The sequence below is a fragment of the Streptomyces sp. NPDC048288 genome (assembly GCF_043201555.1).
Lineage (GTDB): Bacteria > Actinomycetota > Actinomycetes > Streptomycetales > Streptomycetaceae > Streptomyces.
In genome coordinates this window covers 203,950-218,704 of sequence record NZ_JBICZD010000010.1, presented here as the reverse complement: position 1 = coordinate 218,704, position 14,755 = coordinate 203,950, and the positions used below count along the sequence as shown (strand labels likewise).

Here is a 14,755-nt window from a genome sequence, read left to right as displayed (position 1 = left end):
ACAGGCCACGGGCGCCCTACCCGACGGTGTGCGGCACCCAGACGGTGGCATGGAACGGGCCGTTGGCGGAGACCGGGTCGGCGGGCGGGAGTGCGGCGCTGCCTGCGACGACGCCGTGGCGGTCGACCTGCGTCGCGGCGGAGTTGAGGCCGCCGAGGGAGGCCAGGTAGGTGAAGTCGCCGTTGTCGGCGCGGGCGACGAAGGCGAACGAGTTGGGGGCGAAGTTGTCGCCGACCATGACGTTCCCGGCGATCTGCCTGACCTCGGTGACGCCGCGCCCGGAGCCGACCACGGCACTCGTGTGCGTGACGAGGTCGTACGTCGTGGAGAGCAGGCTGTCGCCGCCGACAACCGTGTTCCCGCTGACCAACTGCGCGATCAGGAAGTGGGACCCCAGGTCCGTGCGGACGCCGGTACGGAGGTCGTAGGCGTACCCGCTGAGTCCGTTGCCGGCCGTCCGGGACTGACCGACCACCACGGGACCGCTGATGTCGTTGGCGGTGCTGGAGCTTCCGCCGAGGGTGCCGAGGTCGGTCATCGTCCGGGTGCGCAGGTCGTAGGCGAACCCGTGCGTGGTGCCGGCCGGCGTGCCCGGCAGGGAGGAACTCCCCACGACGACCGCGCCGCTGACGGCCGCCGCTGTGCTGTCGCCCGACGGACCGGCGAGGCTGCCGAGATCGGTCATGGTCCGGGTGCGCAGGCTGTACGCGAACGCGTGGGTGACCGCGTCACCGGAGAGCGCCGACGTCCCCACCACGGTGTCGCCGTGGAGTCCGGTGACGTGGGTGCTGCTGCCGCCGAGCGTGCCGATGTCGGCGAGCCGCCGGGTCCGGAGGTCGTACACGAATCCATGGGTCGGGCCGTCGGCCGAGAGGTCCGACTCCCCGACGACGTACTTCCCCGCCACACCGGTCGCCCGGCTGGAGTCCCCCAGCGTGCCCAGATCGGTCATGACGTGTCCGCGCAGGTCGTACGCGAAGGCGTGTTCGGCGTCGTCACCGCTCGTCTGTGAACTCCCGACGACCGTGTCGCCGTCGATCGCGGTCGCCTCGCTGCGGGTACCGCCCAGGGTGCCGAGGTCCCGCACCGTGTACTCCCTGGCCCCCGCCACGGACCCGGCCGACGCCGCACCGGCCCCGTACGCCGGACCGGCCCCCGCGGCGAGCAGGCCCGCGCCGACCAGAATCCAGGCACGTAAATGCATACGTATGCGCATGATCCCCCCTGAAACCATCGATCGAAGCCATCGGCCTCCACATGTACATCAGTTCCGATCGGCCACACAGGGGACGTTCAGCCACGAACAAGACGCCCGGCACACGGGGCCTCGCACGGCTCCGGGAGAGGGTTCAGGGGCGTGGTGCGAAGTGGACCAGGATCCGGCCCGTGTTCGCCGTGTCGATCTCCACGCGGTCGTACAGCTTCCTGATGTGCTTCTGACCGAGGAACGCGAGGACGCGCCCCTTGAGCTGCCCGGTGCCCTTCCCGTGAATGATCTGCACGACGGGCTCGCCCGTGCTCTTCGCCTGGAACACGATCTGCCGCAGCGAGAGTTCGATGTCGCGGTTGTTCCGGAAGATCGGGTGCAGGTCCAATGTCAGCAAGGTGCCACCTCCCGCTGCCGCCACCTGTGACGACGCCGTCCGAGTGTAGTCGCCCGCGCCCGGGTGCCGGGCTCCGTGGACGGGATGGGCCCGGCTACTCAGAAGCGGCCCGCGTTGAGCGACCTCTGCAGTCCTTCGGTGGTCAGTTTCCCCCACTGCCCGTCCTGGGTGACGCCGACGTGCGCCTGGAGGGCCTTGATCGTCTGGGGGCCGATCTGGCCGTCGACGGATACATGGAGGTGGCTCTGGAGAGCCTTCTTGGTGTTCGGCCCGAACTCGCCGTCGGGGGTCACGCCCAGCACCCACTGGAGCGCCTTGGTGGTCAGCGGCCCGAACCCGCCGTCCACGGTGAGCGGGCAGTAGGGGTTGCGGTTCGAGGACGGCGGGGTCGGCGTGCCGGTGCCGCCGCCGGGCAGGCGGAGGTAGGTGAGGGGCTTGTCGTGCGAGTTCGCCTCGTCCTGCACCGTGGTCCGCAGCGGCCCCTTCTCCTGACCGTGGGAGACACACAGCGCGCCCAGCCCCTTGGCCGCGCTCTCGATGAGGATCACCACGTGCTCACCCCCGCCGGGGCCGAAGACCACGAAGTCGCCGGGCTGGGTCTCGGCCGCGGTGATGTGCTCGCAGTGGTCGAGCATCGTGCCGGTGTAGCCCTGCCCGTCGAACCCCGAGCCGTTGGGGTCCCCGGCCCCGCTCCACTTCGCCATGAGCGTGGCGAAGCCGGAGCAGTCGGTCGTGAAGGGGAGGTGGTGCACGGCTGTACCGATGGGCATGGGCCGGGTCTGCGAGTAGTGGATGTCGGGCTCGTGCTGGACCCCCCAGAGACAGTTGCTCACCATCGCCTGACGGATCTGTGCCGTGGTTGCCTGAGCGGTTGTACTCATCCTGCACTCCTGTTCGTGAACCTGTTGGACACGGTGTCAGTGCGCAGGGGGTGACGTCATTGGCGCAGGGTCACCTGTTCGTTGACGCTGCGTCCACTGCCGTGCCGAGGGACTGGCGGCGGTAGTCGCCCGGGGGCATGCCGTACGCGGCACGGAAGGCGCGGTTGAAGTCGGCGGGGTGGGGGAAGCCCCAGCGCGCGCCGAGGGCGTGCACCGGGTGGTGGCGCAGCCGCGGGTCGGCGAGGTCGGCCCGGGCGCGCTCGATGCGCAGATGCCGTATCCAGGCGGCGACGGTCCGTTCGCGGGGCTGGAAGAGCCGGTGCAGATAGCCGAGGGATATGTGGTGGTGGGCGGCGATCACCGCGGGGGTCAACTCCGGGTCGGGGAGGTTGAGTTCGACGAACGTCTCGATCCGCGCGAGCAGCGCCTGCCGACGGGTCTCCGGGGTCAGCCGGTCCTCGGCCTCGATGTACGAGGCCAGGGTCGCGGCGGCCAGGTCGAGAGCCACCTCGCCCAGCCGCGCGGCCTCGCGGTCGCCGATCTCGCCGCGCCCGACGGCCCCGGCGACGCCGACGATGTAGCGGGCGAAGACGGCACTCATCCCGGCGCCGCCGGATATCCCCTGCGCGAGTAACGGGTTCAGCCGCTCCGGGCGCAACGGCAGTGTGGACTTGGGAAGTTGCAGCATCACCATCTCGCCGCGACCGGTCCCGGGCAGGGCGCGGGTGTCCATGGGCTGGGAGGTGTCGTGGAGCAGCAGGTTCCCCGGGCACAGCCGGGACTCGTTGTCCCGCTGGGCGATGTACAGGTCGTTCGCCAGCAGGAGGCTGAGCCCGTACCGCTCGGGGTCCGAGCGGCGCACCAGGACCGAGGAGCGCACGGATCTCAGCTCGGGGTAGTCGATCGTCGTCAGCAGGACCGGGCCCAGCTCCGCGACCGTCACCTCGGACCGGAAGTCGTCGGCGTGCGGGCTGCTGACCGTCGACGGCACGATGTCCTGGGCCATCTGCTCGCACCACCACGGAAACCGGTCGGCGGCCGGCAGGTCCTCACTGCGCATGGTCACGATCACGTGCTGTCCTCCCCCGGAAAGTCAACGAAATCAGGACAGCACAGCAGATTCAACGCACCGTCATGGAAGCCCCAAACGGTTCCTTCGCGCTCGCAACCACCGGGTCAACTTGCCGTCGCCCTACGTCCCGAGGGCCACCCGGATCACTCACCTGAGCAGGATGACGCGGGCGCCGGAGCAGACCTTAGGATGCCCGCAGTGATCCTCGGGGTGGTCCCGAGCAACTCCACGCGGCTGGACAGGACGGACGCGACGACTGCCATGGCGGTGATTTCTGTGCCCTCGCGCGTAGCCCTCGTCGGCGTCGGCCGTATGGGGACGCCTCTGTGCGGACGCCTCGTCTCGGCGGGCCACACGGTGACCGCCTTCGATGTACGTCCCGAACGGGAAGCACCGGTGCGCTCCTCGGGCGCCGACTGGGCGCCGTCCGCCGCGACGGCCGCGGCCGGGGCGGAGGTGCTGGTCACCGTGGTACCCGGGCCCGGCGAGGCCGAGGCTGCGCTTCCGGACGCCGTGTTCTCCGCCCTGGCCCCCGGGGCGGTGTGGATAGACATGACGAGCAACGCCCCGGCGGTTGCTGCGGTGTTGCGGGCGCGCGCGGCCGCCCACGGCGTCGATGTCCTCGAAGCGCCGCTCGGCGGAAGCCCGGACGATGCCGAACACGGGCGCCTCAGGCTGTTCGTGGGCGGTTCTCCCGAGGTCCTCGACCGGTGCGGGCCGCTGCTGGAGGCCGTGACGACTTCGGACCGGATCAGTCACATGGGCGGCCCGGGAACCGGCTACACGACGAAACTCCTCATCAACCTGCTCTGGTTCGGGCAGGCCGCGGCGACCGCCGAGGCCCTTCTGCTGGGGCGCCGAGCGGGCATCGACCTCGCGGTCCTGCGCGACACGCTGGCCGGCAGCGCGGCCGGGAGCGACTTCATCCGCAGGGACCTGTCCGCCCTGTTCGCCGGGGACTACCTCCCCTCGTACGGACTCGACCGCATCCACGACCAGTTGGAGGTCATCACGGGCGAGGCCCGCGACCACGGCACCCCGCACGAGCTGGCCGACACGCTGCTGCATCTCCACCGGCGGGCCCTGGAGCGCTTCGGACCCGTGAACGGTGAACTCCTCGCCGTGGCCCTCCTGGAGGAGATCGCCGGAACCCTGCTGCGCCCCTGAGCGGCCGCGAGCACAGCCGCGGACGAGGGGCGCGTCGGTTTCAGCTCGGCCGAGGACCGGTGCCCCGCTTCCGCGTGCGTTCGGCGGCGCGGACGATGTTGCGCGCCATGCCGCCGAAGACGACCGCGTGAAACGGCGACACGCTCCACCAGTAGAGCTGGCCGAGCAGTCCGTGCGGGTGGAACAGGGCCCGCTGCCGGTAGCGGGCGCCGCCGGCCTTCTCCTCGTCGACCCGCATCTCCAGCCAGGCCAGGCCGGGCAGCCGCATCTCGGCGCGCAGCCGCAGCAGCCGCCCTCGTTCGATCTCCTCCACCCGCCAGAAGTCCAGCGAGTCACCGACCCGCAGCCGCCGCGCGTCACGTCGTCCCCGGCGCAGGCCCACCCCGCCGACCAGGCGGTCGAGCCAGCCGCGTACCGCCCAGGCCAGCGGGAAGGAGTACCAGCCGTTCTCGCCGCCGATGCTCTCGACCACCTCCCACAGCGCGTCGGGAGCCACGTCGGCATGGCGTTCGCGCACGTCGGTGTAGAGGCTGCCGCCGGCCCACTCCGGGTCGGTGGGCAGCGGGCCGCTCGGAGCGCCCGGCACGGAGGCGGAGGACCAGCGGGTGTCGACCTGGGCGTCCCGCACGCGCTGCAACGCGAGGGCGACGGCACGGTCGAAGCCGACCGGGTGGCCCGGCGGGCTGGGCACGTACCGCTCGATGTCCCGTTCCCGGCAGACCACCTCGTGGCGCAGCGACTCGGTCAGCGGGCGGGCGATGGAGGCGGGTACGGGCGTCACCAGGCCGACCCACTGGCTGGACAGGCCGGGGGTGAGCACCGGCACGGGCATGATGAGCCGCCGGGGCAGCCCCGCGACGGCGGCGTACCGGTGCATCATGTCGAGGTAGGTGAGCACCTCGGGGCCGCCGATGTCGAAGGTGCGGCTGACGTCGGGCGGCAGGCCGGCGCACCCCACCAGGACGCGCAGCACGTCCCGTACGGCGATCGGCTGGATGCGGGTGCGCACCCAGCGCGGCGTGACCATCACCGGCAGCCGCTCGGTCAGGTAGCGCAGCATCTCGAAGCTGGCCGAGCCGGAACCGATGATGACGGCGGCCCGCAGCACGGCCGTCGGTACGCCCGAGCCGAGGAGGATACGGCCGACCTCGGCGCGGGAGCGCAGGTGCGGCGACAGTTCCCGTTCGGGCACGTCGGCCGGGGTCAGCCCGCCCAGGTAGATCAGCCGGCCGACGCCGGCGCCGCGGGCCTGCTCGCCGAAGACCTGGGCCGCCTGCCGGTCGGTGCGTTCGAAGCCGCGACCGGCGCCGAGCGCGTGGACCAGGTAGTAGGCGACATCGACGCCCGCCATCGCCGCCGCCACCGAGCCCGCGTCGGTGACATCGCCCTGGACGACCTCCACCCGCCCGGCCCACGGATGGTCACGCAGCTTCTGGGGCGTGCGCACCAGGCAGCGCACCCGGTACCCGGCATCCAGCAGCTCCGGCACCAGCCGCCCGCCGATGTAGCCACTGGCGCCGGTCACCAAGCAGGTCCTCGGACGCCCGGCAGGGGTCGCGCTCCCGTTCGTCGCCGTCCCGCCCGTCTCGTCCGCCACGCGAACCGCCTCAGTCGTCGTCCCTGAACCCTGGTGCCCCCGACACCCCCACGGTGCCGCCCACCCGGCCGGGTACGCCGGGCGACTGCGGCATCCGGGTGACACGGGCTCGGCCCTGCCGCCGTGCCGGGAAGCACTTCGCACGGCTCGCCCTGCCCGCCCCGGTCACCGCGCCAGGACCCGATCCGGCCGTCCCGACCAGGCCGTCACCGCCCATTCGATTCCGGACAGGACAAGGGATCGGGCGATGAGCCGGTCTAGGGTGACGGCGGTCTCAGGAAGCCAACGATCGGACGATGGCACGGGCGGCGGCGCGGCCCTCCGGCGCGGGGACCAGCGGATAGACGTGCACCGCGCCCTCGCACACGGTGACGTTCACGTTGGCCTTCGTCTCCGCGGCAAGCTCTTGCAGGCGCCGGACATCGGGAAAGAACAGATCCCGTGTTCCGATGTAGACGTCGATGGGCGGCAGGGGCGCGAGCGGGCCATTGATGGGGCTGAGGCGCGGCTGGGCGGGATCATCGCCACCGGCCCAGCCACGGCCGGCTTCGAGCAGCCTGCTGCTGGTGAGCCAGGGGTCCCTGGCCTCGGTGGCAGGGATGCCGGGGTTCGACAGGGTCAGGTCCAACCAGGGGGCGATCAGCACGAGCCGGCCCGGCTGCGGCACGCCCGCGGCGGCAAGGCTCTGTGCCACACCGAGGGCGAGCCCACCGCCGGCGGAGTCCCCCATGATCGTCACCTGGCCGGGATTCACCTCGCGGAGCAACTGGTCGTAGACGGTGGTGACGAAGGGATACGCGTCGCGGTAGGTGTACCGGGACGCGAGGCCGTAGTGCGGCACTTCGACGCGTAGACCGGCGTCGGTCAGCTGCGAGATCAGCTGCCAGTGCTGCGGCGAGACGTGGCTGATGTAGGCCCCGCCGTGAAGGTAGACCACAGCGCGCTCGGCCTTGCGGTCGCGTGGAGCGACGGTGTGGCAGGTGAATCCGCCGACGGTACGTGTGCTCACCGCGTGCCGTTGTGCGAGTTTCGCCGGTGGACGCGGCGGCTCCGCCGAGGCGGCGGGATCCGGGGCTGCTCCGCGCTTGCGCGTGAGTCTCAGGAACCCGGCGATGGCGTGCATCTGGAGGCTGCTCATGTCTTCTCTCGGGGCTCTGGTGTGCCGGACTGGGCGATCGAGGTCGGGGAAGCACGCGTGTCGTGACCCGCTTCGGTCAGGAGGCCGCCAGGCGCAGCAGGAGGACCGCGAGGGCCACCGCGCCGAAGAGCGCCGCGGGGACGACGGCCTTGAGGGCGTCCTTGACGCGGAGATGCGCACGGACGGCGCCGGCGAGCAGTACGAGCAGCGCGGTCACGGCTGTCACGCCGAGCGGCCGGAGCCACAGGCCGAGGACTGCACCAGCCGCGCCGGCCAGCTCCAGCACGCCGAGGACGCGGAAGGTGGCCACCGAATGACCGAGGTGGTGCGCCTCGGCCTTCGCGGACGGACGGGCCAGGGCCTTGGGGAGGCCCGCCGCGATGAATCCGAGGGCCAGCAGGACGGACAGGACAGCGGTGGCTAGGAACATCGGGGCACCTCGGCGGAAAGGGGTCGGGCGCCGCTGCCGGGCGGCGGCTGGAGTGCGGGAACGGCGGGGAGGCCGAGAGCGGAGGGTTCCGCTCGGACGCAGGTGTTGGTGAGGGTGCCCAGTCCCTCGATCGTGGAGCGCAGGACGTTGCCCGGGTTCAGGTAGCGGGCGGGGCTGCGGGAGAACCCGACGCCGGCCGGGGTTCCGGTGAAGAGCAGGTCGCCGGGGCGCAGTTCCACCACGCCGGACACATGGCTGATCAGAGCGGGAACGTCGAAGACGAGGTCCCGGGTACGGCCGCTCTGGACGATCTCCTTGTCCAGTGCGCAGGTCAGGACCAGGTCGGCAGGGTCGTCGAGTTCGTCGAGGGTGGTGACCCATGGGCCGATCGGGCTGAAGGCCCGGTGGCTCTTGGCGAGGCTGAACTGCGGCGGGGTTCCGGCCATCTGACCGGTGCGCTCGGAGATGTCCTGGCCCACGCAGAAGCCGGCGACGTGGTCGAGGGCCTGGTGAGCGGGAATGTCGCGGCCGCCCCGGGCGAGCACGACCACGAGTTCGATCTCCCAGTCGCAGGTGGCGGTGGGCAGGGGGATGTCCTCGGCCGGTCCCGCGACAGAGGAGGGGAACTTGGCGAACACCAGCGGGGCGTCGGGGACACCCAGGCCGGTTTCCGCCCCGTGTGCCCGGTAGTTGAGGCCGACGGCGAGGATCTGGCCGGGCCTGGTGACGGGAGGACCGAGGCGGGTCGGGTCGGCCTCCAGATCGGCGAGCGTGAGGGAGGCGTCCGGGGTGGGGCGGGCAGCGGCGAGCCAGTCGCGGATCTCCGGGATCCGTGTCAGGGCGGCGTCAGGGTGCGCGGGAAAGCGTCTGTGCGAGGCGGTTTCGAGGTCGACCACGCCGCCGGCGGTGACGATCACGGTTCGCCCGTCCAGGTTGGCGAGCTTCATGAGGGGCCTTTCTGGGAGGGGTCCGGGCTGCGGGCGCGGGCCCCGGGTGGTGACGGCGGTCAGTCCTCCACCTTGACCGGGGGCTCGGTGTCGCTGAGCAGCTCCCGCAGTTGCTCGTCCGTCGCGGTGGCGAGGAACGCGTATATCTCGTCAGGAAAGTTGAGATGGGGCTTGGTGCGGTCCAGTGCGGGCTGCGGCAGCGCCTCCGCGGGGCACTGGTAGTCGGCCGGCTGCCGGTAGCGGGCGAGTTCCGCCTCGTCGATACCGGCCAGGGCGACGACCTCCGGATCGATCCAGGCCCGGTCGTCGATTGCTTCGCCCGAGGTGATCTCCAGTACCAGGCCCTCGGGTCCGCCGAAGTAGACGGACTGGCAGAAGCCGTGGTCGACGGGGCCGATCGCCATGATGCCGCGGCTTCGGATGCGGTCGCGCAGGGTCAGCAGTTCCTCGACGCTGTCCAGGTCGAAGGCGACGTGCTGCATGGCGCCCGCGGTGACCGGGCCGGTGGGGGTGGCGGCGTGGGTGAGGCCCCACTCGGTCCTGCCGGGGTTGTCGGGGTGGTGGACGAAGGCGATGTACGAGGTGGGGTTGAGCTCCATGAACGCGTGCATGGCGCCCTCGGCACCGTGCATCCAGTACAGGGCCTTGAGCTCGCAGCCGAGCACGTCCGTGAAGAACTCGATCTGGGCCTTGATGTCCCGGGTGGCGATGGCGAGGTGGTTGACGCCACGGGGGTGGACGGTCATGTCGATCACTCCTTTGTGATCAGGCGCCGACGGCGGAGGCCGCACGGAGGGTCTTGTGGCACCAGTCGCTGACCACGCGCGCGTAGTCGGCCGTGTGAAAGAGCATCAGCTGGTGAACGCCGTCCGGATGGACGTGCAGCTCCACCGGGCCTCCGGTGGCGGCTACGACGGCTCGCGCGAGGTCCGGGGTGAACACCGGATCCTTCTCCCCGACCGTGAACAGGATCGGCTTGGTGTTCTTCGCCAGCGGGACCTCGGGCTCGTACCGCATCACCGATCCCCACGACGCCAGGTCGTAGGACCAGGTATTGAGCGGGTCCTGTCGCTTCTGACGGTCCGCGCCCGGGTAGCCGTAGTCCTCGTCGAAGTTGTAGAAGCGGCCGATGTCGAACTGCAGGGCGTGCCCGAAGCGCGCGATGAGCTGCTCGTAGGCCTCCGTACGGAACGGGTTGTCGGCCGGGATCATCGGCGAGGAGGGGATGGCGTACCCCATGAGCACGGCCCCGGCGAACACGTCGGACGCGGCGTGGGCGCAGTAAGCGGCGGCGGCTCCCAGGGACGAGCCCTTCACGAACACCGGGAGCCCGGTCTCGGCGGCGATGTGCTCGCCCAGTTCGACGGCCGCGGTCACCCACTCGTCCAGGGTGAAGCGCCCGGCCGGCCGGATCGTCCGGGAACGGCCGTGGCTCGGTGCGTCCATGGACCACACCTCGGCGCCGAGCCCCGCGTAGTGCGCGGCGAAGTTGTCGTAGATCCCCCCGTGCCCGCCGATGCCGTGCTGGACGAGCAGCACGTGGTCGGCCCGCGGATGGGGATAGCGGTAGGCGAAGGTCTCGCCGACCACGTGGTCTTCACGTTTCATACCGGCCTCCAGGTGGCGGACGTCCCTCCGCCAGATGTTGATGAGTATCAACTTTAAATTGATGGGGGTCAACATCCGGGGTTAACATTGCGGCCATGAGCGCTGCCACCTCGCGAACCGGACGACCGCCGGCCGAACTGTCCCCCGCGACCCTCGACGAGATCTTCGGCGCGGCGCTGAGGATGTTCGCGGACAAGGGCTACGAAGGAGCGTCCGTCGCGGCGCTCAACCGCGAGCTCGGGGTCAGCCACAACCTGATCCACCAGCGCTTCGGATCCAAGGAGAAGCTCTGGTACGCCACCGTCGACTGGGCCTTCGCCGGCATCGCGGCCGAGCTCCTGCCGGAACTGGAGAACACTGAGGGCGGGCCGCTGGAGCAGGCGCGCCGGATCATCCGCCGCTTCGTCCTCGTTCACGCTCGCCGCCCCGAGGTGCTCCGCCTCGTCAACATCGAGGGTGTCGCCGAGACGCCCCGGCTCTTCCATCTGTACGAACACCACATCGAGCCGGTGCTCACCCCGCTCACCGCGCCCCTGCGCGCCCTGATGGACAGCGGTGAGATCGCCCCGGTGCCTGTCCGCACCCTGCACTTCCTCATCGCGCACGGCGCCAGCGCCCCGTTCAGCCTGCTGGGCCTCGCCCGCCGCATCGGCCCGGGCGACCCGCTCGAAGAGGAGGCCGTCGCGGAACATGCCGACCTCGTGGCCGACCTGGTCATCGGAGGACTGCGGTACCGCACGGAGCACGCCGGGGAGCAGCCGTGAAAGTCACGCTGACCTTCGACAACGGCCCTACGGCGCCGGTCACCTCACAGGTCCTCGACACACTGGCCGGGCACGGCGTGAAGTCCACGTTCTTCCTCGTCGGCGAGAACCTGACCGCCCCGGCCAACCGAGCCGTCGCCGAACGCGCCGCCGCGGAAGGCCACTGGATCGGCAACCACACTCTCACTCACACCGTGCGACTCGGTGACAGCCCCGACCCCGCCACGGCCGAGCGTGAGATCGGCGAAGCGCAGCGTCTCATCAGGGGGCTGGCCACCCCCGGACAGCTGTTCCGCCCCTACGGACGGGGTGGGGTCCTCGACCGCCGCCTGCTCAGCCGGGCAGCCCTCGCCTATCTCCAACGGCACGGCTTCACCTGCGTGCTGTGGCCCCATGACTGGGACGACCCCGACGGATGGGTCGACACCTGCCTGGCCGACCTCCGGACCCGCGAATGGAGTCTGGTCGTCCTCCACGACCTGCCCACCGGGGCGATGTCACATCTCCCGCGCTTCCTCGAAGCCCTGGAGAGTCTGGGAGCCGACATTCTCCAGGACTTCCCCCCGGACTGCGTCCCGATCCGGGACGGCGACGTCCGAGTACCGCTCGATCACCTCCTGACCGACTGACCCACGAGCCGACCGACCGACTGACCGACGAACCGGGCCGCGCTCGAAGGCGCGGCCCGGCGGCATCGACGGAGCCGGGCCCGGTCCGCGAGCGCCCCGAGAAGGCGCCGGCAGTCCACCGACGGCACGGACCAGGCCGGCCCCACACGCCACACCGGCATCCGCGACTTGGGCTTCGCCGCATCCCGGAGCGCCGACCACACCTCCGTCTCCTGCGGATCCGGGGTGGCCTCCGCCCCGGCGGCGCCGTCGTCCGAAGGCCGGTACCGCCCGATCGCCGCCGACAACGCCTCGCTTGCCCTGCGGCACACGGGCGCCCGTCTCACCTCCCGTGTGTCTGCTGCTCCTCGAGTTCCCGCCGGGCGGCAAACGCCTTCGCCAGCACCTTGGTCCGGTAGGGATGCGCGGCGTCCAGGGCCGACGCCACCGCAACCGCCTCCTCCAACAGCGCCAGCCGCTGCTCGGGCAGCTCCCGAACCTGTGCCGACATGCTCGCCTCCACCAGGACGTACGCCAGCTTCGACCCGTACACCTCCGGTGCGACCCGCGTCAGCAGGCGGTAGATCCGCAACCCCTCGGTGCCGCGCACCACCCGCCGGTTGGCACTGAGCAACTCAACCCTCGCCCGCATGACCATGTCCTCATCCATCGATCCCCCTCCGTTCCCCACCCCCACCCGCGCCCGCCCCGCGACGAGACAGCACGACGAACGCGCCGGCACCCGAGAACGGATGCCGACACGGACGTCGGAGAGTGGATGACGACGAGTCTGCGGCCCGGCCACCACCCCGGACAAGCCTGAACAGACGTGTGCTCCGTCCTACCAAAAACCACATCCGAACAGGCATGATGGACCTGACACTCACTCAAACCCCTGCCGCGGAGGCACGGCACGATGACCGGCCCCCTGGCGGAGACAACGCGGGCTCCAAGCGCGCCAAGGCCGAACAGCATCGCTCACCCCTTCGGCCCTGTGGCGCGTGTCAGGGGTTAACCGGACCCTGTCCAAGGGCCACATTGGCGCCATGAACCGCGTACCCGACGAAGGCCTTGTCCTGGTCCCCGGAAACTCCCTGATCACGAGTTCACCGGAAGAAGGGCGTGCCCTGGCCCTGACGCTGGCCCGCCACACGATCCACAACATCCAGCCCGACCTCGATGTGCTCAAAGGCGGTCGGCCGAACTACTCCACCACCCCGGACAGCCTCATCGACGCGTCCCGGGTCGTGGCGATCGAGTTCCAGACCATCGCAGCCGCCAACAACTACTGGCGGCCCTGAACAGCGTCTCGTGAGGACGGACATCGCCGGCGCCATGTGCCAAGAGACGATCAGCGCGTTGGCTCCGGCCTCGGTCGGAGGCCGGAGCCGACCACGAGCCGCACCCCGACGGCGGCGGAGGCGGTTGCGAGCGTCGTCCAGGAGGAGCCTCCCGCGAGGCAGATGATGCCGGCGGCCACGAGGAAGTCCGTGAGCTCCGCCAGGCCGGGCCGCACCTGGCGGAGCCGAAGGCCGGCGCACACAGCGCTGATCAGCCCGAACACGGTGATCAGAAGGGCGGCTTGGGTCATCTTCCCGGTCACCGGCCGGTTCCCTGAGGCGTGGCACCGGTTGAAGGGGAGAGGCGCTCGATCTCCCGGCGTTCCTGCTCGATCTCCCGACCGAGGATGTAGTTCAGCGCGGTCCGGATCGTGGCGATCGCCGCCAGCTGACCGATCTGCGTGAACGTGGGCGCGATGGCTGTACGAAGGATGTCCCCGGCGAGCTGGAATTCAAGACCGAGGGCCAGGAACCGGCCGAGGGCCAGCCGGATCCCGTTGAAGCCGAAGGCGGCACCCGCAGAGCCTTTCCGGTCGCGCAGCCGCACCGCGCCGTACCCCATGAACTGGACGAACGCCCAGGCGGCGCCCACGAAGATGATCAGGGCGCCGGCGAACTCGACCAGACGCACGGTCAGGTCGACGGCGCCACGCAGCGTAGATTCCGGCAGCAGGTCCGCGTGCATGGGGGCATTGTCGGCTCACACGGGCACTGCTTCGTGCCCGCCACCCCCGTGACCGGAGGAAATGTGCCACGCGGGGCGTGGGCCGGGAGGTCAGCGTCCGGGGACGGGGAGGTCGCCCTCGACGTACTGGGCGCGGCCGTCCGCGAAGGACCAGTCGTCGGGTCCGTTCTCGAAGTAGCTGACGAACAGGTCCTTGCCGTCGACGTCGGCTTCGTCGAGTCGGGCGGCGAGCGTCCGGTACAGATGCTGCTTCTCTTCGGTGGCCCGGCCGCGCTGGGTGAAGATGTGGATGATGACGGTGCCGGGTGTCCGCTGGAAGCCGAGGCCCGCGTCGAGCGCGACGATCTCGTCCGGGTCGTGCTGAGTGACGATCTGGAACCTGTCCCGCTCGGGGATCTTCAGGACGTCGATGAGGGACTGCTGGACGGCGTCGGCGATGGCCCTGATGTTCTCCGGACTACGGCCGCGGATCAGGTCGATGCGCACGAGGGGCATGGTCGGACTCCTTCGGAGGGACAGCGGGATCAGGGCTTCGGGGAGAGCCAGGTGCCGTGGTCGGCGACGGCGAGGACGCGGGCGTCGATACCTGGTGTGCGGAGGTCAAGGACGGCCGTGGGACCGCCCACCACCATGGCGAAGCCGTCGTGACGGAGGATGAGGGCCGGGAGCGATCCCATGCCTGGTGGTGCCGGGCCCCTTGGTCTTGACATGAAGAGGGCCGACCTGGGGTGCCGGTCCGGGCCCCTCCGTCCTCGACCATAGGCACTCGGCGGCAGCGAGCGGAAATGCCTCTCCGGTGACCCGCAGGCCTCACCTGCATGGATGCACGCGGCCGACGAGCACGACAAGCAGCAGGATGTCGGCCGTCGTGCGGTCGTCGTCCCGCTCGGCATGCCGAAGGTGAGACGGCCCCT

Annotated in this window: 19 protein-coding genes; 4 read left to right on the top strand and 15 right to left on the bottom strand. The window is 70.7% G+C overall.

Annotated features, from left to right (window positions below):
• Positions 1-16 precede the first annotated feature (16 nt).
• The 4 genes from ACGFZS_RS33250 to ACGFZS_RS33235 all read right to left on the bottom strand — a co-directional run bounded on the left by ACGFZS_RS33250 (position 17) and on the right by ACGFZS_RS33235 (position 3,545).
• Positions 17-1,216, bottom strand: coding sequence for a hypothetical protein (locus ACGFZS_RS33250; protein WP_393798194.1), 1,200 nt, complete (start codon positions 1,214-1,216; stop codon positions 17-19).
• Positions 1,217-1,349: 133 nt separating this feature from the next.
• Positions 1,350-1,604: a Smr/MutS family protein gene (locus tag ACGFZS_RS33245; protein WP_359221968.1), complete on the bottom strand. Its 255-nt coding sequence runs from the start codon at positions 1,602-1,604 to the stop codon at positions 1,350-1,352.
• A gap of 98 nt (positions 1,605-1,702) precedes the next feature.
• Positions 1,703-2,485, bottom strand: a complete 783-nt coding sequence (locus ACGFZS_RS33240; protein ID WP_393798193.1) for a peptidoglycan-binding protein — start codon at positions 2,483-2,485, stop codon at positions 1,703-1,705.
• A 70-nt stretch (positions 2,486-2,555) separates the two neighbouring features.
• Complete coding sequence (locus ACGFZS_RS33235; RefSeq protein ID WP_393798360.1) at positions 2,556-3,545, bottom strand: AraC family transcriptional regulator; 990 nt, start codon at positions 3,543-3,545, stop codon at positions 2,556-2,558.
• A gap of 201 nt (positions 3,546-3,746) precedes the next feature.
• Between ACGFZS_RS33235 and ACGFZS_RS33230 the strand changes: the two genes are divergently transcribed.
• A complete protein-coding gene (locus tag ACGFZS_RS33230; protein WP_393798192.1) occupies positions 3,747-4,724 on the top strand; it encodes an NAD(P)-dependent oxidoreductase in 978 nt (325 codons plus the stop codon).
• Positions 4,725-4,764: 40 nt separating this feature from the next.
• Here ACGFZS_RS33230 and ACGFZS_RS33225 read toward each other — a convergent pair whose 3' ends face one another.
• From ACGFZS_RS33225 to ACGFZS_RS33200, 6 genes are all read right to left on the bottom strand, one after another.
• Positions 4,765-6,252 (bottom strand): SDR family oxidoreductase, encoded by a 1,488-nt coding sequence (locus tag ACGFZS_RS33225; protein ID WP_393798191.1) that lies wholly within the window; start codon positions 6,250-6,252, stop codon positions 4,765-4,767.
• Positions 6,253-6,595: 343 nt separating this feature from the next.
• On the bottom strand, positions 6,596-7,459 hold the full coding sequence (locus tag ACGFZS_RS33220) for an alpha/beta hydrolase fold domain-containing protein (RefSeq protein ID WP_393798190.1): 864 nt from the start codon (positions 7,457-7,459) through the stop codon (positions 6,596-6,598).
• A gap of 76 nt (positions 7,460-7,535) precedes the next feature.
• Positions 7,536-7,889 (bottom strand): DoxX family protein, encoded by a 354-nt coding sequence (locus ACGFZS_RS33215; RefSeq protein ID WP_393798189.1) that lies wholly within the window; start codon positions 7,887-7,889, stop codon positions 7,536-7,538.
• Entirely contained in the window at positions 7,880-8,836 is a 957-nt protein-coding gene (locus tag ACGFZS_RS33210; protein ID WP_393798188.1) for a fumarylacetoacetate hydrolase family protein, read from the bottom strand. Before ACGFZS_RS33210 ends, ACGFZS_RS33215 begins: the two co-directional genes overlap by 10 nt.
• A gap of 59 nt (positions 8,837-8,895) precedes the next feature.
• On the bottom strand, positions 8,896-9,582 hold the full coding sequence (locus ACGFZS_RS33205; protein ID WP_393798187.1) for a VOC family protein: 687 nt from the start codon (positions 9,580-9,582) through the stop codon (positions 8,896-8,898).
• A gap of 19 nt (positions 9,583-9,601) precedes the next feature.
• Complete coding sequence (locus ACGFZS_RS33200) at positions 9,602-10,444, bottom strand: alpha/beta hydrolase (RefSeq protein ID WP_393798186.1); 843 nt, start codon at positions 10,442-10,444, stop codon at positions 9,602-9,604.
• A gap of 95 nt (positions 10,445-10,539) precedes the next feature.
• On the opposite strand from ACGFZS_RS33200, the gene ACGFZS_RS33195 reads away from it, so the two are divergent.
• Both ACGFZS_RS33195 and ACGFZS_RS33190 read left to right on the top strand, forming a co-directional pair.
• Positions 10,540-11,208, top strand: coding sequence for a TetR/AcrR family transcriptional regulator (locus tag ACGFZS_RS33195; protein ID WP_393798185.1), 669 nt, complete (start codon positions 10,540-10,542; stop codon positions 11,206-11,208).
• Positions 11,205-11,837, top strand: a complete 633-nt coding sequence (locus ACGFZS_RS33190) for a polysaccharide deacetylase family protein (protein WP_393798184.1) — start codon at positions 11,205-11,207, stop codon at positions 11,835-11,837. Before ACGFZS_RS33195 ends, ACGFZS_RS33190 begins: the two co-directional genes overlap by 4 nt.
• Positions 11,838-12,159: 322 nt before the next feature.
• Here ACGFZS_RS33190 and ACGFZS_RS33185 read toward each other — a convergent pair whose 3' ends face one another.
• Positions 12,160-12,486: a hypothetical protein gene (locus ACGFZS_RS33185; protein ID WP_393798183.1), complete on the bottom strand. Its 327-nt coding sequence runs from the start codon at positions 12,484-12,486 to the stop codon at positions 12,160-12,162.
• 376 nt (positions 12,487-12,862) lie between these two features.
• On the opposite strand from ACGFZS_RS33185, the gene ACGFZS_RS33180 reads away from it, so the two are divergent.
• Complete coding sequence (locus tag ACGFZS_RS33180) at positions 12,863-13,117, top strand: hexameric tyrosine-coordinated heme protein (RefSeq protein ID WP_365689279.1); 255 nt, start codon at positions 12,863-12,865, stop codon at positions 13,115-13,117.
• A gap of 50 nt (positions 13,118-13,167) precedes the next feature.
• On the opposite strand, the gene ACGFZS_RS33175 is transcribed toward ACGFZS_RS33180, so the two are convergent.
• The 4 genes from ACGFZS_RS33175 to ACGFZS_RS33160 all read right to left on the bottom strand — a co-directional run bounded on the left by ACGFZS_RS33175 (position 13,168) and on the right by ACGFZS_RS33160 (position 14,518).
• Complete coding sequence (locus tag ACGFZS_RS33175) at positions 13,168-13,419, bottom strand: hypothetical protein (protein ID WP_393798182.1); 252 nt, start codon at positions 13,417-13,419, stop codon at positions 13,168-13,170.
• Positions 13,416-13,841, bottom strand: a complete 426-nt coding sequence (locus ACGFZS_RS33170) for a DUF1622 domain-containing protein (RefSeq protein ID WP_393798181.1) — start codon at positions 13,839-13,841, stop codon at positions 13,416-13,418. Before ACGFZS_RS33170 ends, ACGFZS_RS33175 begins: the two co-directional genes overlap by 4 nt.
• A gap of 90 nt (positions 13,842-13,931) precedes the next feature.
• The gene (locus ACGFZS_RS33165; RefSeq protein WP_393798180.1) at positions 13,932-14,336 is read right to left on the bottom strand and encodes a tautomerase family protein; all 405 of its coding nucleotides are present in this window, start codon (positions 14,334-14,336) and stop codon (positions 13,932-13,934) included.
• Between the two features lie 29 nt (positions 14,337-14,365).
• Positions 14,366-14,518, bottom strand: a complete 153-nt coding sequence (locus ACGFZS_RS33160) for a hypothetical protein (RefSeq protein ID WP_393798179.1) — start codon at positions 14,516-14,518, stop codon at positions 14,366-14,368.
• Positions 14,519-14,755: the final 237 nt, after the last annotated feature.